Annotated in this window: 17 protein-coding genes; 11 read left to right on the top strand and 6 right to left on the bottom strand. The window is 64.9% G+C overall.

Translation table 11 applies throughout. The annotated features are described in order from the left end of the window. Positions 1–69 precede the first annotated feature (69 nt). The 3 genes from IC40_RS0110835 to satS all read left to right on the top strand — a co-directional run bounded on the left by IC40_RS0110835 (position 70) and on the right by satS (position 2,708). Entirely contained in the window at positions 70–360 is a 291-nt protein-coding gene (locus IC40_RS0110835; RefSeq protein WP_138158146.1) for a hypothetical protein, read from the top strand. A 1-nt stretch (position 361) separates the two neighbouring features. Beyond that, the gene (locus IC40_RS0110830) at positions 362–1,375 is read left to right on the top strand and encodes a C40 family peptidase (protein ID WP_030134730.1); all 1,014 of its coding nucleotides are present in this window, start codon (positions 362–364) and stop codon (positions 1,373–1,375) included. Between the two features lie 64 nt (positions 1,376–1,439). Next, positions 1,440–2,708: a protein export chaperone SatS gene (gene satS, locus IC40_RS0110825; protein WP_030134729.1), complete on the top strand. Its 1,269-nt coding sequence runs from the start codon at positions 1,440–1,442 to the stop codon at positions 2,706–2,708. Between the two features lie 63 nt (positions 2,709–2,771). On the opposite strand, the gene IC40_RS0110820 is transcribed toward satS, so the two are convergent. The 3 genes from IC40_RS0110820 to IC40_RS0110810 all read right to left on the bottom strand — a co-directional run bounded on the left by IC40_RS0110820 (position 2,772) and on the right by IC40_RS0110810 (position 5,592). Then, the gene (locus IC40_RS0110820; RefSeq protein WP_030134728.1) at positions 2,772–3,860 is read right to left on the bottom strand and encodes an adenosine deaminase; all 1,089 of its coding nucleotides are present in this window, start codon (positions 3,858–3,860) and stop codon (positions 2,772–2,774) included. Positions 3,861–3,926: 66 nt separating this feature from the next. Next, a complete protein-coding gene (locus IC40_RS0110815; RefSeq protein WP_030134727.1) occupies positions 3,927–5,198 on the bottom strand; it encodes a thymidine phosphorylase in 1,272 nt (423 codons plus the stop codon). Beyond that, positions 5,191–5,592: a cytidine deaminase gene (locus IC40_RS0110810; protein ID WP_030134726.1), complete on the bottom strand. Its 402-nt coding sequence runs from the start codon at positions 5,590–5,592 to the stop codon at positions 5,191–5,193. Before IC40_RS0110810 ends, IC40_RS0110815 begins: the two co-directional genes overlap by 8 nt. 213 nt (positions 5,593–5,805) lie before the next feature. On the opposite strand from IC40_RS0110810, the gene sdhC reads away from it, so the two are divergent. From sdhC to IC40_RS0110790, 4 genes are read left to right on the top strand one after another with little or no spacing between them, the layout of a single operon-like run. Continuing rightward, positions 5,806–6,234, top strand: coding sequence for a succinate dehydrogenase, cytochrome b556 subunit (sdhC, locus tag IC40_RS0110805; RefSeq protein WP_081843397.1), 429 nt, complete (start codon positions 5,806–5,808; stop codon positions 6,232–6,234). Continuing rightward, positions 6,231–6,698, top strand: coding sequence for a succinate dehydrogenase hydrophobic membrane anchor subunit (locus tag IC40_RS0110800; protein WP_019510105.1), 468 nt, complete (start codon positions 6,231–6,233; stop codon positions 6,696–6,698). The genes sdhC and IC40_RS0110800 overlap by 4 nt, the downstream gene beginning before the upstream one ends. A 13-nt stretch (positions 6,699–6,711) precedes the next feature. Beyond that, positions 6,712–8,466, top strand: a complete 1,755-nt coding sequence (gene sdhA / locus IC40_RS0110795) for a succinate dehydrogenase flavoprotein subunit (protein ID WP_030134724.1) — start codon at positions 6,712–6,714, stop codon at positions 8,464–8,466. Beyond that, positions 8,466–9,245 carry a succinate dehydrogenase iron-sulfur subunit gene (locus tag IC40_RS0110790; protein ID WP_030134723.1) on the top strand — a complete coding sequence of 260 codons (780 nt, stop codon included), beginning with the start codon at positions 8,466–8,468 and terminating at the stop codon, positions 9,243–9,245. The genes sdhA and IC40_RS0110790 overlap by 1 nt, the downstream gene beginning before the upstream one ends. A 72-nt stretch (positions 9,246–9,317) precedes the next feature. Here the strand turns inward: IC40_RS0110790 and IC40_RS0110785 are convergent, their stop codons facing one another. Further along, on the bottom strand, positions 9,318–10,166 hold the full coding sequence (locus tag IC40_RS0110785) for a type IV toxin-antitoxin system AbiEi family antitoxin (RefSeq protein ID WP_030134722.1): 849 nt from the start codon (positions 10,164–10,166) through the stop codon (positions 9,318–9,320). A gap of 103 nt (positions 10,167–10,269) precedes the next feature. Then, entirely contained in the window at positions 10,270–11,367 is a 1,098-nt protein-coding gene (locus IC40_RS0110780; protein ID WP_030134721.1) for an AI-2E family transporter, read from the bottom strand. Positions 11,368–11,454: 87 nt separating this feature from the next. Between IC40_RS0110780 and IC40_RS0110775 the strand changes: the two genes are divergently transcribed. Beyond that, positions 11,455–12,048 (top strand): carboxymuconolactone decarboxylase family protein, encoded by a 594-nt coding sequence (locus IC40_RS0110775; RefSeq protein ID WP_030134720.1) that lies wholly within the window; start codon positions 11,455–11,457, stop codon positions 12,046–12,048. On the opposite strand, the gene IC40_RS0110770 is transcribed toward IC40_RS0110775, so the two are convergent. Next, on the bottom strand, positions 11,987–12,922 hold the full coding sequence (locus IC40_RS0110770; RefSeq protein ID WP_030134719.1) for a sigma-70 family RNA polymerase sigma factor: 936 nt from the start codon (positions 12,920–12,922) through the stop codon (positions 11,987–11,989). The two genes, IC40_RS0110775 and IC40_RS0110770, sit on opposite strands and share 62 nt — an antisense overlap. Positions 12,923–13,037: 115 nt before the next feature. Between IC40_RS0110770 and IC40_RS0110765 the strand changes: the two genes are divergently transcribed. The 3 genes from IC40_RS0110765 (at position 13,038) to IC40_RS0110755 (ending at position 24,039) form a co-directional block, all read left to right on the top strand. Further along, positions 13,038–14,546: an APC family permease gene (locus IC40_RS0110765; RefSeq protein WP_030134718.1), complete on the top strand. Its 1,509-nt coding sequence runs from the start codon at positions 13,038–13,040 to the stop codon at positions 14,544–14,546. 21 nt (positions 14,547–14,567) lie between these two features. Further along, positions 14,568–15,428 (top strand): universal stress protein, encoded by an 861-nt coding sequence (locus IC40_RS0110760; protein WP_030134717.1) that lies wholly within the window; start codon positions 14,568–14,570, stop codon positions 15,426–15,428. 208 nt (positions 15,429–15,636) lie between these two features. Beyond that, on the top strand, positions 15,637–24,039 hold the full coding sequence (locus tag IC40_RS0110755) for an Ig-like domain-containing protein (protein ID WP_030134716.1): 8,403 nt from the start codon (positions 15,637–15,639) through the stop codon (positions 24,037–24,039). Positions 24,040–24,064 lie beyond the last annotated feature (25 nt).

Genomic DNA, 24,064 nt, shown 5'->3' with positions numbered 1-24,064 from the left:
CGGCACCGGGGGCGGACCCGCACCAGAAACCGGATGGAACCGATCCGCCACCGGCTGCGTCATAACGACATGTTCGTTGATACCGCGGCCATCGGAATCCGAGCCGTCGAACTGGCCCGGTTGTCCACCGACCTCGACGCGGTCGCGGCCGACCTCCCGGGGGCCGCCGCGGTCTGCGCCGGCGCGCTCGGTCCGGTCGGGACCGATTTCGTGGCCGCCCTCACCGGCGCACTGGAGGCGGCGGCGCAGCTGACGCATCGGCTCGCGACCGCCCTGGGCGTCGCGGGCGACACCACCGCGCGCACAGCCGCGGACTATCTGGACACCGACCGACTGTCCGCGCTGCGGCTCGCGCTCTGACATGCCCACCGCGCTCAGCACCCCGCTGCATCATCTGCTCGCACAGCTCGGGCCGGGCACGCCCGCGCGTCCCGATGCCGAACTGGCCGCCCTGGCGTCCCGGTTGTCCGAGATCGCAAGCGGGCTCGGTCGCCTGGCCGACGCGCTACCGCAGTCCTGGTCCGGCCCTGCCGCATCGGCGGCATCGGGGTATCTGCGCGAGGTCTCCGATGCGCTGCACGCGCTTGCCGAGCACCTCGGTGCGATGGGTGTCGAGGTGGACGAGGCAGCCGGGACCGTCACCGCAGTGCGGGCCGAACTCGAACGGCTGATCACCGACTTCGAGGCGCGCGCCGCGGCCCTGCAGGTCCAGCCCGGTGGCGCCGAGGCGGTGGCCGATGAGGCTCTTCGTGCGCACGCCGCCGCTAGCGGGTTGGTCGGCGATCTCCGCGGTCAACTGGCGGGCGGTGCGCACAACCTCGGCGCTTCCGCGCCGGCGCTCGCACCCGCACTCGCACCGGCCGGTCTCGGCGGTGTGGCGACCGGTGCGGCCGGGGGCGCCCGGCCTGGCTCCGGGCTCGCCGACGCGGTTCTCACCGCCCACCGGCAGATCGAGGCCCCCGATGCCGCAGAGTTCGGTGCAGGCGAGGCCGTCCGCTTACCCGACGGCAGCGTGGTGGCGGCGCCGAATGCCGTGGCGGCCGGCGCGGTCCGCCATGCCCTCACCCAGCTCGGGGTGCCCTACCAATGGGGTGGCACGACGGCCGGGGTCGGGCTGGACTGCAGCGGTCTGACGCAGTGGGCTTACCGGGAGGCGGGTCTGGAGATCCCGCGGCTGGCCCAGGAACAGGACATCGGGGCGGCGGTGGAGGCCGGGTCGCTACGTCCCGGCGATCTGGCCGTCTGGGACGGTCACGTCGCGATGATCGTCGGCAACAACACCATGATCGAGGCGGGTGACCCGGTCCAGCTCTCCCCCGTCCGCACCACCAACGCCGGCCAGGGATTCCAGGGTTTCTGGCGTCCCACCGCGTGACCGCTCCGGTGCTGAGCTGGGTGTGGCCCGGAACCGCTCAGCATGCATCGTTACGCTATGCGCCATGGCGGCTGACATCGTGCCGGTCCGGCTCGGACTGACCAATGGCGACCTGTACACCCTGTGGGCTCCGCGCTGGCGCGATGCCGGTGACGAATGGGAGGCATTCCTCGGCAAGGACGAGGACATCTATGCCTTCGAGTCCGTCGCCGATCTGGCCGCGTTCGTCCGGACGAACGACGACAACGATCTGACCGATCACCCGGCCTGGGACAAGCTCGTCAAGGCCAACGCGCACCGCTTCGATCCGACCGAGGAGCGGCAGCACGATCTGATCGGGGTTCCCGAGCTGGTCGCCGAGAAGCCGACCGCCGATTCGGTGGCCACCCTGCACGGTGCGCTGGCGCTGGTCTCCGCCATCGGATCGGTGTGCGAACTGCCCACCATCACCAAGTTCTTCAACGGCAACCCGGTGCTGGGCACCCTCGGCGGCGGTATCGAGGCGTTCGAGGGCCGCGCGGGCCGCAAGCGCTGGACCGAGATCGAGGCGGTGATCGGCCGGGCCTGGGACGGTGTCGTCGACACCATCGACGAACTTGTCAGCACGCCCGAGGTCAACCAGGCCGAATCGGCCAAGGCCGCCGCCGAGCTGGACGAACCCGCCCCCGAGATGGACGACATCCTCATCGAGGACGACGACGAGGACGTGGTCATCGAGGGCGTGGTCGACACCGAGGAGGAGGAAGACGCGCTCGAGGCCGAGGCCGAACGCCAGGTCCTCGGCAGCGACGACGACTTCTGGACCCAGGTGGGCATCGATCCGATCCGCATCATCACCAGCAGCGGAACCCTGTACACGCTGCGCTGCTATGTCGGTGACGATCCCCGTTTCCTCGGCCGCAACGGTCGCATCAGCGTGTTCAGCTCCGAACGGACGTTGGCCCGCTACCTGGCCGACGAGCACGAGAGCGACCTTTCCGGGTTCAGCTCGTACGAGATCATCCGCACCGCCGCCACCGACGGGTCGCTGCGCGTCGAGGTCACCGACGAGAACATCTACGTGCTCTCCGGTCTGGTCGACGATATCGCCGACGGCCCGGAGGCCGTGGATCGCGACCAGCTGGATCTCGCGCTGGAACTGCTCAACGACGTCGGTGACTACGCCGAGGACCCCATCGTGTCCAAGTCGCTGGCCGCCGATCAGCCGCTGGGTTCGTTCGTCGCGCACGTGCTCGACCCCGCCAAACCGCGGCCCAAGGGGTCGACGGCCAAGGCCGTCGAACAGTGGGAGGCGCTGGAGCGCTTCGTCGAATCGCGCCTGCGCCCCGAGTGATTTGTGGAGTCGTGCTTTGTGGAGTCAGAGCCGCGCTGGTGGCGGCCGAGACTCCACAAACCGTCAGCCGATCAGCACCGCGTACCGCGGTTTGATGACCCCGTCGATCAGCGCCAACCGTTCGTCGAAATGCAGGAACGACGACTTCATGGCGTTGATCGTGAACCGCAGTAGGTCACTCCAGCCGTAACCGAACGCCTCGACAAGGCGCAACATCTCCTGGCTCATGGTGGTGTCACTCATCAGCCTGTTGTCGGTGTTGACCGTGACCCGGAACCGCGCCCGCGCCAGCAGATCGAACGGGTGCTCGGCGATGCTGTCCACCGCGCCGGTCTGCACGTTGGAGCTCGGGCACAGCTCCAACGGAATTCGCTTGTCCCGCAGCAGCGCCGCCAATCGCCCGAGCTCCAAGGTGCCGTCCTCGGCCACCGTGATGTCGTCGGCGATGCGCACGCCGTGGCCGAGTCGGTCGGCGCCGCAGAAGGCGATGGCCTCGTGGATGGACGGCAGGCCGAATGCCTCGCCGGCGTGAATGGTGAAGCGCGCGTTGTTACTTCGCATGTACTCGAAGGCGTCCAGGTGCCGACTCGGCGGATATCCGGCCTCGGCGCCGGCGATGTCGAAACCGACGACCCCGCGGTCGCGGAACCGCACCGCCAGCTCGGCGATCTCCCGAGAGCGGGCGGCGTGCCGCATGGCGGTCACCAGGCAGCGCACCACGATCGGGCGACCGGCGCCGGCGGCGGCCTTCTCCCCCTCGGCGAACCCGTCGAGCACCGCGTCGACGACCGCATCCAGGGACAACCCCCCGTCGATATGCAATTCGGGGGCGAATCGCACCTCCGCATAGACCACGTTGTCCTCGGCCAGATCTTCGACGCATTCATACGCCACCCGGTGCAGTGCCTCCGGTGTCTGCATCACCCCGACGGTGTGCGCGAACGGTTCCAGATAGCGCACCAGCGAACCGCTGTGGGCGGCGGTACGGAAGAAGGTGGCCAACTCGTCGGCGTCGGTGGCAGGCAGGTCCGCATAGCCGGTCTGCTCGGCCAGCTCCAGCACCGTGGCGGGCCGGAGTCCGCCGTCGAGGTGGTCGTGCAGCAGGGCTTTGGGAGCCTGTTTGATGAGATCCAGCGTCAATGGCGTGCTCATCTGTCCATCTTCCTTGTTGACGCAACCGGGCGCCGGTCAGTTAACCGAACCGTCGCCGGCGCGCCATCAGCCGATCCGGTCGATGATCAGCGGCCCGATCCGCGGCGGCTGCGCGCCGACGCTCCACCCGCCGACGAGCTCGGCCAGCGCCGGCGCGAGCCGTTCGGGGGTGTCGGTGTAGAGCGTGAACAGGGTCTCGCCCGCGGTGACCGGCTCTCCTGGGCGTCGGTGGATGCGCACCCCGGCGCCGAATTGCACCGGCTGACCCGGTGCTGCGCGGCCGGCCCCTAGCCGCCACGCCGCCATCGCCACCGACATCGCGTCGATATCACCCATCACGCCACCGGCGCCGGCGGTCACCGTCTCGGCATGCGCGCCGATGGGCAGGGGCACGTTGAGATCCCCGCCCTGGGCGGCGACGAGTTCGCGGAACCGATCCATCGCGGTGCCGTCCTTCAATGTCTGCGCGGGATCGACATCGTCGATGCCTGCGGCGGCGAGCATCTCGACGGCCAGCGCGACGGTCAGCTCGACGACATCCTCCGGACCGCCGCCGGCAAGCACCTCCAGGGACTCGGCCACCTCCAGCGCGTTGCCGACCGTGCGGCCCAGCGGACGGTTCATATCGGTCAGCAACGCCCGTGTCGGCACACCGCTGGCATTACCGAGTTCCACCATGGTGGCGGCCAATTCACGAGATTCGGCCTCGGTCTTGAGGAACGCGCCCTTGCCGACCTTGACGTCGAGCACCAGCGACGAGGCGCCCTCGGCGAGCTTCTTGCTCATCACCGAGCTGGCGATCAGCGGCAGTGACTCGGTGGTGGCGGTGATGTCGCGCAGCGCGTAGATCTTGCGGTCCGCCGGGGCCAGCCCACCCGCGGCGAAGATCGCCGCACCCACCCCGGCCAGCTGCCCGCGGATCTGTGCAGTGGACAGTTCGGCGGTGAATCCAGTGATCGACTCCAGCTTGTCCAGGGTGCCGCCGGTGTGACCGAGCCCGCGGCCGGCGGCCTGCGGAACCGCTGCGCCACAAGCCAGTACCACCGGTACCAGGGGGATGGTGATCTTGTCGCCGACGCCACCGGTGGAGTGTTTGTCGACCGTCGGACGCCCGAGATCGCCGAAGTCGAAGCGTTCGCCGGAATCGATCATCGCCGTGGTCCAACGGGCGATCTCCGCCGGCGTCATACCCCGCAGGAAGATCGCCATCAGCAACGCCGACATCTGCTCGTCGGCCACCGCACCGCGGGTGTAGCCGTCGATCATCCAGTCGATGGCCGCATCGGAGAGCACGCCGCCGTCGCGCTTGGTCCGGATGATCGACGGAGCGTCAAACATTGCGCTCCAGATCGTCAGGGCCGAACGCGTCGGGCAGCAGTTCGGCGAGCCGTTTCGGGCCGCCGGGATGGTCGATCAACAACTCCGGTCCGCCGTGCTCGTAGAGCACCTGCCGGCACCGACCGCATGGCATCAGCGGCGCCCCGTCGGCGGCCACACAGCTCAGTGCGACCAATCGTCCGCCACCGCCCGAATGCAGGGCGCAGACCACAGCGCACTCGGCACAGAGACCTAGGCCATATGAGACATTCTCCACATTGCATCCGAGGATTATTCGGTCATCGTCGACTATTGCCGCAGCTCCGACGGGGAAACCGGAGTATGGCGCGTACGCCCGTCGGGAAGCATCAATTGCGTTGTCGCGCAACGCAATCCAATCTATTTCAGCAGTCATTCGATGTCCGTTCATCTTCATCTGAATGCATTCCGAACACGCCAACCACCGGCGGGTGAACCAAGGTAGGTAACCCTAACTTTGTGGTACAAGGGGCGCCCGGACACCCAGGCTAGTTCTTCAGCGGCCTCAAATGGGATTAGAGTCGCCCCGAGGTTTGGGGTAGGAATCAGCCTTCTCCCCAACCGTCCACCGAAGGCGTTGGAGGACTCAATGAGCACAGCCACGGCCGCGGAATCCGATATCCCGGCACCGCGAGCGAAACCGGCGCGCCGCCGCAGTCTGTACCGCGGCGACCCAGGCATGTGGAGCTGGGTGTTGCACCGCATCACCGGCGCCACCATCTTCTTCTTCCTGCTGGTGCACGTGCTCGACACCGCACTGGTCCGGGTCAGCCCCGAGGCGTACAACTCGATCATCGAGACGTACAAGACGCCGATCATCGGGCTCATGGAGATCGGCCTGGTGGCCGCGGTGCTGTATCACGCACTCAACGGCATCCGGGTCATCCTCATCGACTTCTGGGCCAAGGGGCCCAAATATCAGCGCAAGATGTTGTGGGTCATCGCCGGCGTCTGGCTGGCCGTGATGATCCCGTCCCTGGGAGTGATCGGTATGCACATGGCGGAGCGGTTCCTGTGAGCGAGGCCTGGACTCCGCACCACAAGGAGGGGCGCATCGCCCCGGTGCAGGAGAAAGAGCACGACCGGCCGGCGAGCCTCGATCACCCGCGCGCACCGCGCAGGCCGCGCGGCATCCCGTACTTCGAGAAGTACGCCTGGCTGTTCATGCGGTTCTCCGGCGTCGCCCTGGTCTTCCTGGCGCTGGGCCACCTGTTCATCATGCTGCTCTGGGAAGACGGCGTGTACCGCATCGACTTCAACTATGTCGCCGAGCGCTGGGCCTCGCCGTTCTGGCAGATCTGGGACATGGCGTTGCTGTGGCTGGCCATGATCCACGGCGCCAACGGCATGCGCACCATCATCGGTGACTATGCCCGCAAGAACACCACCAAGTTCTGGCTGAACTCGCTGCTGCTGTTGGCCACCGGCTTCACGCTGGTGCTGGGCAGCTACGTGCTCGTCACGTTCGACGCCAATATCTAGCTAGGGACGCAGGATGATTCAAGAACATCGTTATGACGTCGTCATCGTCGGTGCCGGCGGCGCGGGTATGCGTGCCGCCGTCGAGGCCGGACCGCGCGCCCGCACCGCCGTGCTGACCAAGCTGTACCCGACCCGCAGTCACACCGGCGCTGCCCAGGGCGGCATGTGCGCCGCGCTGGCCAATGTCGAAGAGGACAACTGGGAGTGGCACACCTTCGACACCGTCAAGGGTGGGGACTACCTCGCCGACCAGGACGCCGTCGAGATCATGTGCAAGGAAGCCATCGACGCGGTCTATGACCTGGAGAAGATGGGGATGCCGTTCAACCGCACCCCCGAGGGCCGCATCGACCAGCGCCGCTTCGGTGGTCACACCCGCGACCATGGCAAGGCCCCGGTTCGGCGCGCCTGTTACGCCGCCGACCGCACCGGCCACATGATCCTGCAGACCCTGTACCAAAACTGCGTCAAGCACGATGTCGAGTTCTTCAACGAGTTCTACGCCCTCGACGTCGTCCTCACCGAAACCCCCGGCGGCCCGGTGGCCACCGGTGTGGTCGCCTACGAGCTGGCCACCGGTGACATCCACGTCTTCCACGCCAAGGCGATCGTCTTCGCCACCGGCGGATCGGGGCGGATGTACAAGACCACCTCCAACGCGCACACCCTCACCGGTGACGGCCTGGGCATCATCTTCCGCAAGGGACTGCCCCTGGAGGACATGGAGTTCCACCAGTTCCACCCGACAGGTCTTGCCGGGCTGGGCATCCTGATCTCCGAGGCCGTGCGCGGTGAGGGCGGACGTCTGCTCAACGCCGACGGTGAGCGTTTCATGGAGCGCTACGCGCCGACCATCGTCGACCTGGCCCCGCGCGACATCGTCGCACGCTCGATGGTCCTCGAAGTCCTCGAAGGCCGCGGCGCCGGACCGAACAAGGATTACGTCTACATCGACGTGCGCCATCTCGGTGAGGACGTGCTGGAGGCCAAGCTGCCCGATATCACCGAGTTCGCCCGGACCTACCTGGGTGTGGATCCGGTGACCGAACTGGTGCCGGTCTACCCCACCTGCCACTACGTGATGGGCGGCATCCCGACCAACGTCAACGGCCAGGTGCTGCGCGACAACACCAACGTCATCCCCGGCCTGTACGCCGCAGGGGAATGCGCGTGCGTGTCGGTGCACGGCTCCAACCGGCTGGGCACCAACTCGCTGCTCGACATCAACGTGTTCGGCCGTCGGGCCGGCATCGCGGCCGCCGAGTACGCGCTCAACCACAACCACGTCGACATGCCGGAGAACCCGGCCAACATGGTCGTCGAATGGGTCGGCGACATCCTCTCCGAGCACGGCAACGAGCGCGTCGCCGACATCCGCACCGCGCTGCAGCAGTCGATGGACAACAACGCCGCGGTGTTCCGCACCGAGGAGACGCTGAAGCAGGCCCTGACCGACATCCATGCGCTCAAGGAGCGTTACTCGCGGATCACGGTGCAGGACAAGGGCAAGCGCTACAACAGCGACCTGCTGGAGGCCATCGAGCTCGGCTTCCTGCTGGAGCTGGCCGAGGTGACCGTCGTCGGCGCGTTGAACCGCAAGGAATCTCGTGGCGGCCACGCGCGGGAGGACTACCCGAACCGTGACGACACCAACTACATGCGTCACACGATGGCCTACAAAGAGGGCACCGATCTGCTGAGCGATATCCGGTTGGACTACAAGCCCGTGGTCCAGACCCGCTACGAGCCGATGGAACGGAAGTACTGATGACTGCTGTCATTGAACCCGACACCAAGAGCCCCGAGCTGCCGCCCGTTCCCGACGGCGCGGTGATGGTCACGCTGAAGATCGCCCGATTCAACCCGGATGCCCCCGACGAGGCCGGCTACCAGAGCTTCCGGGTGCCGTGCCTGCCGAGTGACCGGCTGCTGAACCTGCTGCACTACGTGAAGTGGTACCTCGACGGCACGTTGACGTTCCGCCGGTCCTGCGCGCACGGCGTGTGCGGCTCGGATGCCATGCGCATCAACGGTGTCAACCGGCTGGCATGCAAGGTGCTGATGCGGGACCTGCTGCCCAAGAAGGCTTCAAAGCAGCTGACGATCACGATCGAGCCTATCCGCGGTCTGCCCGTGGAAAAGGATCTGATCGTCAACATGGAGCCCTTCTTCGACGCTTACCGCGCGGTGAAGCCGTTCCTGATCACCAGCGGTAACGCGCCGACCAAGGAGCGCGTCCAGAGCGCGACCGACCGGGCCCGCTTCGACGACACCACCAAGTGCATCCTGTGCGCCTGCTGCACCACCTCGTGCCCGGTGTACTGGAGCGAGGGGTCCTACTTTGGGCCCGCCGCGATCGTCAACGCGCACCGGTTCATCTTCGACTCGCGTGACGAGGGTGCCGCCGAGCGTCTCGACATCCTCAACGAGGTCGACGGGGTGTGGCGCTGCCGCACCACCTTCAACTGCACCGAGGCATGCCCGCGTGGCATCCAGGTCACCCAGGCGATCCAAGAGGTCAAGCGCGCGCTGATGTTCGCGCGCTAGGTTCTTCCGGGCCCGAGTGTTGGCTTGTGTACCAAGATCCTTCTGGATCTGGCACACAAGCCAACACTCGTTTCAGCACTTTGCCCCTGCCGATCTCAACTCGGCCTGGACCCGTCGAACGATCGTCGTCTGCCGGTGCCTGAGCAGGTCCGCACCGACCCTGACGATTCGCCAGCCGCAGTCTCGGTAAGCGACGTCCTGCTCGATATCCAGGGTCCGCTGCCTCGGGTCGGTCCAATGCTGTGCACCGTCGTACTGGACGCCGACCTTCCACTCGGGCCAACCCATGTCGAGCCGGCCGATGAGGCGGTACTTGTCGTACACCTCGATCTGGGTTCGCGTCGGGCGCATCCCCGCCTTCGTGAGCACCAACCGCAGGCGCGTCTCCTGTGGCGACTCGGCCCCGTCATCGGCGAGGACGAGCACGTCCCGTAACTGACGGATACCTCGCGCTCCCCTGTGCTGCACCGACAGCGACTCGACGTCGGCGATCGTCAGCTTGGCTGTCTGTAGAAGGGCATCGACACGGATGACGGCCATGGTGAGGCCCCTGCGACGACCGAGGTCGAACCCTGTGCGCGCCGGCGACGTCATACGGATGCCATGCTGCTCTGCAACCTCGGCGGGTAAGAGTTCGTCGCTGTGGATGACGATCCCGGTCGGCGCGGAGCGACTCGACTGATTGAGCTCGGCGGGATGGACAGCGTCGATCCACTTGCAGCCGTGCAGCGCTGCCGCGGACAGTCCGACTGCCACACCCCGGCGTCGCGACCAGAGCCACGCCGCCCGTGCTTTATCCACCGGCGTCAACACCGTCCCGCGGGCCACGTACACGTCCCGATGGACAGCGTCGTACTTCGTGCGCAACTGGTTGCGATTCAGTACACCCGCCGCCAGCGCCTCCGAACCCAGAAACACCATGTGGATTCAGACGCAGCGGTCCACCGCACGGTTCCACTGCAATCGAAAGTCGACTTATGTATCAAATTCGACTGAACACTGGTATCCAAGGCCACACTCGGCGCTACTCGGGCGGAGGCTCCGGCCCGATGTTCTCCCCCGCGATCTCGGCCACCTGCTCGTCGTAGTACCGGATGATCACTGCGACCGCAGCGGCCACCGGCACGGCCAGGAATGCCCCGATGACACCGAACGTCGATGCCCCGAGGGTCACTGCCAAAAGCACGATCACCGCGTGCAGCTTCATCGACTTCGACTGCAGCCACGGCTGCAGCACGTTGCCCTCCAGCTGCTGCACCGCGATGATGACGCCGAGCACCAGCAGCGCATTGATCGGCCCGTTGGCGACCAACGCGATCAGGACGGCCAGACCGCCTGCGACGAAGGCACCCACGATCGGTACGAATCCGCCGATGAAGGTGATGATGGCCAACGCGTAGGCAAGCGGCACGCCGAGGATCACCAGGCCGACCCCGATCAGCACGGCGTCCACCAGACTCACCAGCGCCTGGGTGCGGATGAAACCGCCCAGGGTGTCCCAGATCCGCGCCAGCACCTCGGCCAGGTGCCGCGCGCCGGGATGACCGACCGAGCGCCGCAGCCACGGGATGAACCGTGGGCCATCCTTGAGCAGGAAGAACAACACCACAATGGTGGTGAACAGGGTCACCAACGCCGAGGTGGCCGCACCGACGCCGGTGAACACACCGCTCGCGATCTGGCTGCTGCTGGAGTTCAACTGGTCGTTGATCGCCGTGACGGCCGAATCCAGTTGCGCCTCGCTGATGTTGAGCGGCGGGCCGCCCAACCAGTCCCGGACCTGGACCACACCGGCGGTCGCCTGCTCGGCCAGTTCGGTCGACTGCTCGACGATGGCCGGCGCCACCGCCGCGATCAGACCCGCGATCACCCCGATCGCCACCAACAGCATCAGCAGTGCCGCGGCCGCGGGCGGGACGCCCTTGGACCGCATCCAGCGCACCGGCGGCCACAGCACGGTGCAGACCACCACGGCCAGCGCGACCGGCAGGATGATCACCCACGCCTCGCCGACCACCCAGGCCAGGATCCACAGGGCCGCCGACACCGCGACAATCTGGACGGAGACCGTCGCGGCCGATCGAAGGTGGGCACCGAACACCGAGCCCCGGCTCGGCAGCATGTCAGTCACGCTTCATCTCTACCCGCACGCACCCGTTTCGAACTAGCACCCCGGTCACAAATCGACCCGCCGTGTCGTCTGATCGGTATGACACCAAGAATCGCTGCCCTGCACCCCGCCGACGCCGGACTGTTCACCCGGATGATGTACCGCATCGCCAAGCGGAAATTCGGCGAAGTCCCGCAACCATTCACCGTCGCCGCCCACCACCGGCGGCTGCTGGCGGCCAACGCCGTCCACGAGATGCTGGTGCAAGCCGGGTCCACGACGCTGCCCGTAGCTGTCCGCGAGCTGGCGGTGTTCTGGACGGCGCGCACCATCGGGTGCTCCTGGTGTGTGGACTTCGGATCCATGCTGGCTCGCCTCGACGGTCTGGACGTCGAGAGGCTCACGACCATCGACGACTATGCGACCTCGCCACTGTTCGACGCAGACGAACGCGCCGCGATCGCCTACGCCGACGCCATGAGCACCGACCCGCACGCCATCACCGACGAGCAGGTCGCCGACCTACGCGCCAGATTCGGCGACGCCGGGGTGATCGAACTGACCTACCAGATCGGACTGGAGAACATGCGGGCCCGGATGTACTCGGCGCTGGGCATCACCGAGCAGGGGTTCAGCTCCGGGGATGCCTGCCGGGTTCCGTGGGCAGATCCCGGCGAAGCGGAGACGCGGTGAACTTGTCCGGGTTGGCGATATCCCAGACCGCGGCCACACGCCCGTCGGTGATCGTCACCGCGGTGATGCGGGGCATCAGCTCGGGGTAGCCGTCGACGGGCGGCGCGCCTGGTGTGTACGTGCCGAGTTCGCCGTTGACGAGCACCGGCTGACTGCCCGCCTGCCAGTTCGGGCCGTACCGCTTCGCGAGCCCGAACAGGAAGCGCGCCACCTTCTCCGGTCCGCGGATGACGTTCGGGGCGGTCGGCGCGCGGCGGTTCGCGTCACCGGTGAAGGTGATGTCGGGATGGAGCAGCGCGACGACGGCATCCACGTCACCGGCGGCGAGAGCGGCCATCAGGCGGCCGGCCACCTCGTTGTGGGCCTCGGCCGCCTCCGGTGGCGGGGCGGCCGCTACGGCTCGGCGAGCCCGCGATGCCAGTTGCCGGGCCGCCGTGGCGGTGGTGCCGAGCACCTCGGCGATCTCGTCGAACGGCACCCCAAAACCGTCATGCAGGACGAAGGCGACGCGCTGTTCGGGGGTGAGCCGCTCCAGTACCACCATCGCCGCGAACCGCGCATCCTCACCGGCCACGACGGTGTCCAACGGGTCATCTCCCGCCACCGGAGTGACCACCGGTTCGGGAAGCCATTCCCCGACATAGCTGACGCGGCGATGGGTGGCCGAGCGCAGGGTGTCCAGGCCAAGGCGGCTGACCACGGTGGTCAGCCAGGCGCGCAGATCGGCGATGGGTTCGGCGGTTCGCTGCCTGCGCAGCCACGCATCCTGGACGATGTCCTCGGCATCGGCGTATGTTCCGGTCAACCGGTACCCGACGGCGAGCAGGTGCGGCCGCAGCTCCTCGAACTCCGCGGTCCAGGCGTCGGCCGTCATGGCCCTGAGTCTAGAACCGGTATACGACGTATTGATTTCGTTGCCGTGTTACCCAGATGAAAACCTTTTCGTCGTATCATCCCTTCGAGACAACTGAAACCGTATATTCACGCGTATGGCAATCGCGGAACAGCCGACCCCGGTGACCACGGACAAGGGTCTGCAGGCCGGCGCGCTGGGTCTGGTGGGCAACGTGGTGATCGGGCTGGCGGCCGTGGCGCCGGCCTACAGCCTGGCCGCGACGCTGGGTTATGTGGTGCTTCACGTCGGCGACAAGGCTCCGGCCATGTTCGTCCTGGCATTCATCCCGATGCTGCTGGTGGCCTTCGCCTACAAGGAGCTGTCGCAGGACACCCCGGACTGCGGCACCACCTTCACCTGGGGAACCAAGGCCTTCGGTCCGTGGATCGGCTGGATCGGCGGCTGGGGGCTGGCCGTCTCGGCGATCATCGTGCTCGCCAACGTCGCCGAGATCGCCGCGGTCTACCTGTTCAAATTCCTCGGCCAGGACGCGCTGGCGGACAATCTGTACGCCAAGGTCGCGCTCGGATCGTTCTTCATCATCTCCATGACGCTGGTGAGTGCCCGCGGTGTGGTCGTCTCGGAGAAGATGCAGAACGTCCTGATCGCCATCCAGTTCGGTGTGCTGATCGTCGCGAGCGTATGGGCGCTGATCCGGGTATTCGGGAACACCGCCGGTGCACAAGCGGTGAGCCCGTCACTGTCCTGGCTGTGGCCGTCGGGTCTGGACATCTCATCGATCGCCGCGGCGATCATCCTGTGCGTGTTCATCTACTGGGGCTGGGATGCTTGCCTGGCCGTCGGCGAGGAGACCAAGGACCCCGGTCGCACACCCGGTATCGCCGCCGTCATCACCACGCTGATCCTGGTGTGCACCTACGTATTGGTGGCGTATGCGGTCCAGTCGTTCGCCGGTTTCAGCGTGGTGGGAATCGGGCTGAACAACCCGAACAACACCGATGACGTGCTGACCGTGCTCGGTGCACCGGTGGGCGGTCCCATCCTGGCATCGCTGCTGCTGCTGACGGTGTCGGTATCGGCGCTGTCCTCGACGCAGACCACCATCCTGCCGACCGCGCGCGGCACCCTGTCGATGGCGGTCTACGAGGCGCTTCCCAAGCGGTTTGCCAGCGTTCACCCCAAGTACATGACACCGGCGTTCGGCACCATCGTGATGGGAGCGATGGCGCTGTTCTTCTATCTGGTGCTCACCTTCCTCTCGGAGAATGCCCTGGCAGACTCGGTTGCCTCGCTGGGCCTGGCGGTCGCGTTCTACTACGGCATCACCGCCTTCGCCTGTGTCTGGTATTTCCGCCGGACCCTGTTCACCTCGGCACGAAACCTGTTCTTCCGTGGCATCTTTCCGCTTCTCGGCGGGCTGTCCATGGCGGTCGCCTTCGGGATCAGCGCCAAGGACATGATCGCCCCCGATTACGGTTACACCGCCTTCGGTCCGGTGGGCGGGGTGTTCGTGCTCGGCGTCGGCATGCTGGTCCTCGGGGTACCGCTGATGCTCGCCTGCTTCGCGTTCGGTACCAAGCGCTTCTTCCGCGGTGAGACGCTCACCCCCGATACCGAAGTCAAGGTCCCCGATGTGTACTGATACGAAAGCGCAGGCGGCACCATGCATCTGACGGTCGGTTACCTGGCCACCCCCACCGGTGACGACGGTGTCGCCCTGGCGGCCGCGCTGGCCCGCACGTTCGACGCCGATGTCGACGTGGTGCTCGTCGTGCGCGAGGAACTGCCCGACGGGCATCCCGGCCGCGCTCAGTATCAGGAGCTGCTGCTGGAGAAGGGCAAGGAGTGGATCACCAAGGCGGTCGGCACGCTGACCGGTGCGGCCAAGTCGGTCAACGCCAATGTCCTTGTCGGAGAGTCTTTTGCCGAGGAGTTGCTACGGTTCGCCGAGAGCCATTCTTCCGACCTGATCGTGGTCGGCGGCGCTCGTGACGGTTTCTTCGGCGGTCACGTCATCGGGCCGGTGTCGAGCGCGCTGTTGCACAGTTCGCCCATCCCGGTGGCGCTCGCCCCGCGCGGCTACGCCGATGACGCACCCGAGACCATCGCCGCAGTGACCGCAGCGGTGCCGAGCAGGCCCGGCGACGACAATCCCCTGCCGTTCGCCATCACGCTGGCCAGCGCGGCGAACCTGCCGATCCGGATGGTGTCGCTGGTGTCGGCCGAAAACCTTTCCGAGGCAGAGGATCTCAAGGAGCTGCGGGCCGTGCAGATCGCCGCCGCGCAGGAGAACCTGGCGGTGGCCGCCCGTGCGCTGCCGGATTCGCCGGATATCGAATCACTGGTCGCCGACGGTATGACGTTGGAGTCGGCGCTGAAGAAACTGAACTGGGATGACGACGACATCCTGGTGGTCGGCTCCAGCCGGTTTGCCGCGCCCAAGCGGATCTTCCTCGGCTCGACGGCCTCGCGCATCCTCGCCGGTACCGACGCCCCGGTGATCGTCATCCCCCGCGACGAGTAGCGGATTGGCGCAGACCGACATCTGTTCGCCAGACCTGAGCATTCACCCGTTGAATCAGGCAGTACGCCGAACGTACTAACCTGCAATTTAGCTGTGAATTACCACGAACCTTCCGCTAAGAATACTGACGTACACGTCACTACCTTGCGTGTCAGCACGGGCGATCGATTGATCGGCCGGACAATTCTTCTGCGGGGGGCAAGCCGTCATGGGCTATTCGAAATATGTCGGCCGTATCGGTGCATTGGCTGTCGCGTTGGGGATCGGCACCGCCGTCGCCCAACCGGCCTGGGCCGAGACTCCGAGCAACGACACCGAGACCTCTTCCAAACCTGCCGAAAACGACGCGCCCGCCGGTGGCAACCTGCCGACCGGCCCGTCCAGCCCCAGCACCGATGTCCACGAGAGTGACGACGTCGACGGTCCGTCGCTCAGCACTGATGATGACGACACGTCGGAGCTGACAGATGAGGACGAGGAGGACGACGAGTGGGACGAAGCCTCCCTGCGTGAGGAGGAACTGGCCGAACCACCGATGATCCCCGGTGACACCGAGCAGCCCTCGCTGATCAACACCACCCAGGAGCCCCCCAACCCGTCGAATCCGCCAGAGCCGCCCACCGAGCTCATCGAACCTGCCGCCTCTTCGTCCACCCCTGACTTGACCGGCAGCGAGCAGCAGGTCCCCACGCCCGATGTTGCTCCTACCCAGGGCCACTTCATCACCGAGGTGGACTCAGACATCGAAGGTGTCACGCTCCGGTCGATGGCCGATCCGTCACCCCTCGGCTTCACCACCGCCGCCGCCCCCACCGTTCCGAGCCCGGCACCGCTGCAGCAGCAACCCAACAATCCACTCGAAATCGTCATCGGCACCGCCGGAAAACTCATCAATATCGCCGCCGGCGCCATCGGAATGCTGTTCTCCCCGATCTTCAACCCCAATTACAACGGCCCCGGCGGATTGGCGTTGGTCTTCGCGACCCTGGACATGGTCCGCCGCGAACTCGACCGCGCCTTCTCCAACAGCTCGCCCACCGCCGTCGCTGATCTCGCCACCACCTCCGAACTCCTACCAACAACCATCGCCGTCCTCGCCAACGACATAGACCCAAACCTCGGGCAGGGCGACATCCTGACCGTCGTCGGCTACACGCAGGCCGGCAATGGCACCGTGGCGTTGAATTCCGACGGAAGCTTCACCTATACCCCCAACGCCGGGTTCAGCGGTGTGGACACCTTCACCTACACCATCTCTGACGACGCCAGTCCTTGGCATATCCACGGCCTCGCAGGATTATTCGGCCGCGGCGGACACGCCTCGACCGCCGCAGTCACCATCACCGTCGGCGAAGCATCGGTGAATGTCGCACCCGTGGCAGGTCCCGATTCCGCCACCGTCACCCAAGGGTCCGGGCCCACCACGATCAACGTGCTCGGGAACGACAACGACGCCGACAACGATCCGCTGACCATCACCGGGGTCACCCAGCCGGACAACGGCACCGTCACCTTCACTACGACCGGGGTCAGTTATACGCCCGATGAGACCTTCGCCGGCACCGACACCTTCACCTATACCGTCAGTGACGGCACGACAACCACCATCGGTACCGTCACGGTCACGGTGACACCGGTGATCGTCGTCAATACCCCGCCCACCGCCGTCGACGACCATGTCAGCACAGCCGAAGACACTGCTGTAGCAATCGACGTCATCGCGAATGACTCTGATCCAGAGGGTGATTCACTCCATTTGACGGCGATATCCAGCGCCGGTCATGGGATCGTTGTCATCAACGGCAACACTGTCACCTATACCCCCAGCCCCGACTGGAACGGCACAGACACCTTCACCTACACCATCACCGACGGCGAGCACGAAGCCACAGCAACGGTGTCCGTCGTCGTCACACCCGTCAACGAATCACCCGTCGCCAACGACGATTCGGTGACCCTGCCGCAGGGGTCCGGCAGCACATTCATCAATGTCCTGGCCAACGACACCGATGCGGACAACGCACCCACCCCGCTCCAGGTCACCGGCGTCACCCAACCCGCCAATGGCACGGTCGTCCCGAGCTCCACTGGCCTTAGCTACACCCCGAACACCGGGTTCTCCGGCACCGACACCTTCACCTACACCATCACCGACGGAACTTCTTTCGATAGCGCAACGGTCACGGTCACGGTGACGCCGGTCAACCAACCACCCCAGTTGGTAATCGGTGATGTTGAGGTTGATGACGACGGCGTGGTGACCGGACTGATCACCGTCACCGACCCGGACGGCCCGACACTTACCGTAACCCCGCCGGTAATCGACGAGGGCGACGTCACCGTCACCAACCTCGGTGGCGGGGTGTTCGGCTTCACCTTCACACCGACCCAGGAGGCGCACGAAACAGCCTGGGCTACAATCGGAGACGACGCTGTCTCACTGACCTTCACGGTCTCCGACGGTGTCGCCGCCGCAGTCAGCGCGAGCGTTCTGGCACCTATCACTCCGGCCGAGCCGACCACCGACCCGGGTGGATACGAAGCCATTGACCTGGCCGACCTGGATTCACTCACCGGTATCACCGTGACCGTCGGTGGCCAGGTCTACGTAATCGGCAAGGGCGCGCTAGACTTTGACGACGACGGCGGCAGTGACTACACAGGCTACATCCTGGGCACCGTCGACACAGCCGACCAGACGTTCACTCCCGTGGTACTTCTGCGCGACAGCGTGCAACCCTTCGACATTGCCGTGGGACCGAACGGCCGAATCTTTGTCGCCGACGTCGCGACAGGGGTCACCGCCTACGATCCTGCCAACGGTTATCTGCCGACAACTGTGCTGGCCGGACCCGCCGTGCAGGTGGCCTTCGGCAACGACAAGCTCTACGTCACCGCGTTCGACTTCAATCCCGAAACAGCGACGAGCTCAGGCCGTCTGTACATCTTCGACTCCGATCTCACGCAGGTCGGGGCACCGATCGCACTCGAAGATCCTTCATTCGGGCTCGCTATCGGACCGACAGGTTACCTCTACCTCACCTCACTCGATTTCTCAGCCAACCCGACTCAACCGACTGACGGAAAATTGACCGTCTTGAATGGGGATGGGGAACTCGTTGTCCGGATCGCCACCACCGGTGTCGCGCCGTACGGCGTGACGGTCGATGGCGACGGAATCGCCTATGTCACCGACCCTCTGAACAGCACGATCTATGCGGTGGATCCGTTCGGGCGCGGGATCATCGGCACTGTCGAGGCGCCAGCCGGATCACTGGCCCTCGATATCGGACCAGACGGTTTGCTGTATGTACCGAGCCAGATCAGCAGAAGCATCGTCGTCCTGGATCCTTCCGATGTGATCACCGAGCCCGGTGGAGGCCAGGAGCTCAACGCAGATATCGACGTGTTCGCCGAGAACATCGGCACCTTGGCCATCGGTCTGGCGCTGGATGGAAACGGCGGCCTCTATGTGACCGACCTCGGGCTTCGGATATCAGAAGCCGGCGAGCAACTGCCTGGTAACGGAGCGATCATCTACCTCGGGCCCGACGGGATACCTGTCGGAGATCCGGTGTCACTGAACGGCAATCCGTGGGGTGTCGCAGTCGGCAACGGCGGTCTGCTGTACGTGAGTGACTACGCGAGCGGGACGATATGGGTTATCGATGCTGCGGCCCAGTCGGTCGACACGTTCGTGAGCATCCCTGGCCAAGGCGCGACGCTGGCCACCGACGACGCTGGGAACGTTTACGTCATCGGTTTCGAGGCGCCCTCCGAATTCGAGGAGTTCTCGACGTTCACACTCCACATCTTCGACGCCGCAGGCTCTGAAACTGGCACCCTGCCTGCCAGCGGCCCGGCTTTCGCCGTCACCCCCGATGGGAAGATCTACATCCCGATCAGCGATGGCTCAGGCTCTAGCATCTACACCGAGATCCGCGTACTGAACGGGGACGGGACAGAAGCGGCGCCGGCGATATCGCTCGGCGCCTTCTCCCCGGCATCGATGGCGTTTGGCGCGGATGGCACCCTATACATCGCTGGATTCGACGCAGCGAACACCGGCGGGCCCTCGACGCAGGCCGAGCTCATCGTCATCGACCCCCGCGGGACGATGACCGCGCCGGTCTCGCTCGGTTCCGTCATCCCGTGGTCACTCGTCGTCGATGGGGACAGCGCAATCTACTTCAGTGATTCCACAACCGGAACAATCTATCGCGTAACGCTTTCCGGTCTACCAGCCGACACCAACTCTGCACCTGAGGTCGGTGATCCTGCGTTTGATGTGACCGGCATCGGAGCACTGGGAAGTGTCCGTGGCCATGTCAACGTCGAGGACCCCGACGGCGACCCGCTCAGCTATACGTTGACCCCTGGCAGCGCCGATACCGCCGTCGGGACCGTCAGTGTCGACGTTCACGGGAACTGGATCTTCACCCCCACCGCCCAGGCGCGGGTCGATGCAGCCAGTACCGAGGGGGAGGACAACACGACCTTCTCACTCACCGTGTCGGACGGCCTGGAAACCATCGTCGTCCCAATCACCGTGACCATCAGACCGAATGTCGCGGCTCCCGTGGCTCAGTCCCCTGCCTACACGATCAACAACGTCGACAAATACACCGGCGTAGTCACCGGCGTGGTCCATGTCATCGACCTCGACGATCCGGTGTTGCTGTACACCGTCACCACCAATGGCAACGGCGCCGTCACCGTCCAGGACGACGGTTCGTTCACCTACACACCCAATTCGAAGGCGCGGCAATTGGCTTCGCTGACGCCTGGGGAAGATGCGGCGACCTTCACCATCACGGCCACCGACGGATTCCATGCTCCGGCGACAATCACGGTCGAGGCAGCGATCACGCCCGCGACGGATTTTGCCCTGAGCGCGCTGTACGGCGGCGAGCAGGAGTCGTGGGGCAACCAGAGCGTGGCAGTCGGCACTGACGGCCGCATCTACTTCACCACCTACCTGGCTGATGACACCGTCGGCGAGGTGGTGGTGCTCAATGCCGACGGTACCTACGCCACCACGGTGAGCATCGCCGATGTCGTCGGATACCCCTTCGCCTCGGCGTACGACGTGGTTGTGGGCGATGACGGCCGGGTGTTCGTCAGCAGCGAGGTAGCTGACACTCTCGAAGATCTCAGTGCAGAGGCCGGCCGCGGTGTCATCGTCGTCATCGATCCAGACAACGACTACGCGACTTCACAGTTTGCCGAACTGGCCGATCCGGCAGGTGCATTGGCAGTCGACAGCACCGGCCGCCTGTATGTCGCCAACTGGAACAATGACAACATCACCGTTCTGAACGTCGACGGTTCGGTACACCGCGTGATCCAGAGCGAGCCACTGTTCGAGGGCGATGACTCCGGCGTAGCGGGACTGGCGATTTCGGGCAGCGGATTGTTGTATCTCACCAAGCCCGGGCTCGGAGCCATCAAGGTAGTCAACCAGAACGGCACTACAGCGGACGTATTCGAGGTTGGTGGCGCACCGTGGGCGATCGCTGTCAACGCCGTAGGCCACCTGTTTGTCTCCGACTTCGGCAGCTCAAGCGTTGTTGAACTCGACCAGGCCGGAGCCGTGGTTCGCAGCATCGCGCTGGCTCAAGATGTCCAGGCTTCCGACGTCACCGTCGCAGAAGACGGCACCGTGTACGTGCCCTACCTGGGTTCCAACGGCGCGAGCATTGCAATCATCACGGCTGTCTCGGGGTTGCCCGACGGCGGCATCCAACATGGGCCCGAGATCACCGGAACTCCTGTTATGGTGAGCACGTCGACGCTGGCAGTCGGCAACGCCGTGTATCAGTCCACGGTCAGCACCGGTTCCGGGACCGGCCTGGTCACCACTACGCTGACCCTTGTGCGGGCCGATGGTAGCTCGACATCCGTTCAGGGCACGGGTGAGACCTACGGCGACATCACAGCCGGTCCCAACGGGGTTGTCTACCAAACACTTACCTATACAGATCCGGCAAGCGGTGACCGGCAGTCCGGCGTACTGGTGATCGCGAGCGACGGCACCGGATACTTCACCGGTCTGCGCTCGGGCATCCCGATCGGTCCGGTCGTATCGGGCGACAACGCCACCTACCAGATCATCTACCGACACGATGAGCAGAACAGCGCCTACACAACGACTGTGCTGGCCATCGTCGACGGCGTCGTGTTCGACCACGAAGTCAGCGGCATCCCCGGCGGGCCCATCTCCGGCGCATCTAACGCGGTCGTCGCCCCGGACGGGACCGTCTACCTGACCGTCACCGACATTCCCAGCGACAGCCTCGATTACAGCGGTGCCACAACATCGGTTGTCATCCTCAGCGCCGACGGCCTGACATCGCACACCACCGCAGGCTTCGCCGGTGGGCCCGTCACCATCGCATCCGATGGCACCGTCTACCAGTCTTTGGGTATCGCGCACCTCGATTCAGAGACAGGAGACACAACTTTCACTGCGGCCGTTGCAGTTCTCGAGGGCACCGGGTTGGTCGCACGACCCGAGACAGTCACCGGAATACCTATCGGCGGCATAGTCGTACGGCCGGATGGCAGCGCACTACTGACGGTAGTGATACTCGACGACTCCGAGGGTTCTGAGTCCGGCGCATCGTCGACGCTGCTGGTCGAGGTTACCGAGAATGGACTTACCGCACTGATCGAACCGGTCGCCGGGACGCCGATCGCGTTGGACGGTTCTTGGCTTCCGGCGGTTGTCGATTCCGACGGCGTTGCCTACCTCACGACAAGCGCCAGCAACTCAGAGTCGGACTCAACCACCACCACGGTGACAGTCCTGCAACGCGACGGCGCCATCGAGCTCTGGACGATGTCGGGTCAGCCTGTCGGTGGTGTCGTCCCAGGGTCGGCCGGCACCGTGTACCAGACGACATACGACTCGACGACGGATATAACACGTATCGCCGCCATCACCGCGTCGGGCAGGGATACTCATATGCTCGCCGGATATCCAGGTAACTCCGATACCGTGGGCAAACCCAGTGGGCCGGTAGTTGGACCGGACGGGAATGCCTATCTGACTGTCAGTTCGAAGAATTCTGCCACCGGCGGATACAGCACAACTGTCGCGGTCGTGTCATCCAACGGCGTCGCGAGCTGGTCGTTCAACGGACTACCGAGCAGTTCAGTGGTTTTCGACTCCAATGGCGTCGCCCATCAGGCGACCTATGAATTCGACTTCGCACGGCAGATCCATGTCACCACTGTCTTCACCGTCACGCCAAATGGAACATCGCAGGTAGGCGAGGCACTACTCGGCCATCCGAACGGCAGTGTGGTGTTCGGGTCCGACGGAGCGGTCTACGTCAGCGTGAGCCAACAGGGCGGGGCGGGGACCACGACCGTGCACGCGCTCATCGCACCAGCATCGGATCAGCCTCTGGTACAACGCAACACGACGACAAGTGAGCCCGGCAGATCGCCCGCGTTCTCCCTTGCATCGAATTCGACCAACCCGTACATCCGGGTCATAGACACTGCGTACCTCCGGCCGTTCATCACGGCCGACCCCACCGGACGGTTCTTCTATACGTCGTACATCAAGAGCTTGCGTGGCCTCACCAATGATGTGACGCCGATCAGCGAGAGTTATGCGAAACAGTTGGCTGACGTGATGCAGCAGCAGTACGGCTCCCACGGTTTCGCCAGCGATTCACAAGGCCGCCTCGTCTACCGAAACACCTACTCACAGGACGTCCTTGTGGTGTTCGGACCGCGGAGTGACAACCTCGCACCGGTCGGAGCCATCTTGGTCCGTGCCGGCACTACGGAGACGCTACCCGCATCCGAGGATGGTCGATTCGCAGCCTCACAACGAATCGGCCAACAGGGTTGGGATGCGTTTGTCTACCGTGGCGCGACTCCCGTCCAGGAAACAAAACCGAAGTCATCAACAAAATCCACGCAGCCCACTTACTCGACGACAACGGAGGCTTTGGCGAAGCGGATCAAGGAACTCTACCTGACCAAGAATGCAGGCAGTGACTCAATCCGGGTAGATCGAGTGTCCAGCAGCGACGGCACCAATCGACTTGTGGTCTACATAACCGGTATCGAGTTCACGATCGAGTCGATCCAAAATGCCTGGGATGTACGGGTTAACGGATACAAGAGCAGTGCTGTACAGAAGATTCTGCAGGCGTACAACGAAGTTCCCTACCGCACACCATCGGAAACGATGCTTGTTGGCCACAGTAAGGGCGGTATGATCGCGCAACTCATTGCGCAAGACTCACGGTGGCGGGAATACTTCAACGTCACTGCTGTGGTTACCTTCGGATCACCCCGTGTCACTCCGCTGATCCATGTCAGTGGACTCAACTACCAGTCGATCCACCTGGAAAGCCAATGGGATGTGGTATCGGGCGGCGCATTGGACACATGGACTTTGATTAGCCTGAACACGAAGACCTACTCTTCGGCTGCCAACAATAACTGCGGCATCAACTTGGGGTGCTACCACTCAATGGAGACCTACATCAAGATCGGCCAAGAGTTCGACAAGAAGTACACCTACGCCGAACTGGGCTATTTCCAGGGTACGAAGATCAAGAGCTACCCAAGTCACAAATACGCATGATCGTGCGGCCATAGACCCCGCGACG

Source organism: Mycolicibacterium neoaurum ATCC 25795 (genome assembly GCF_000691525.1).
Lineage (GTDB): Bacteria > Actinomycetota > Actinomycetes > Mycobacteriales > Mycobacteriaceae > Mycobacterium > Mycobacterium neoaurum.
This window is presented reverse-complemented; position numbering and strand designations above follow the sequence as displayed.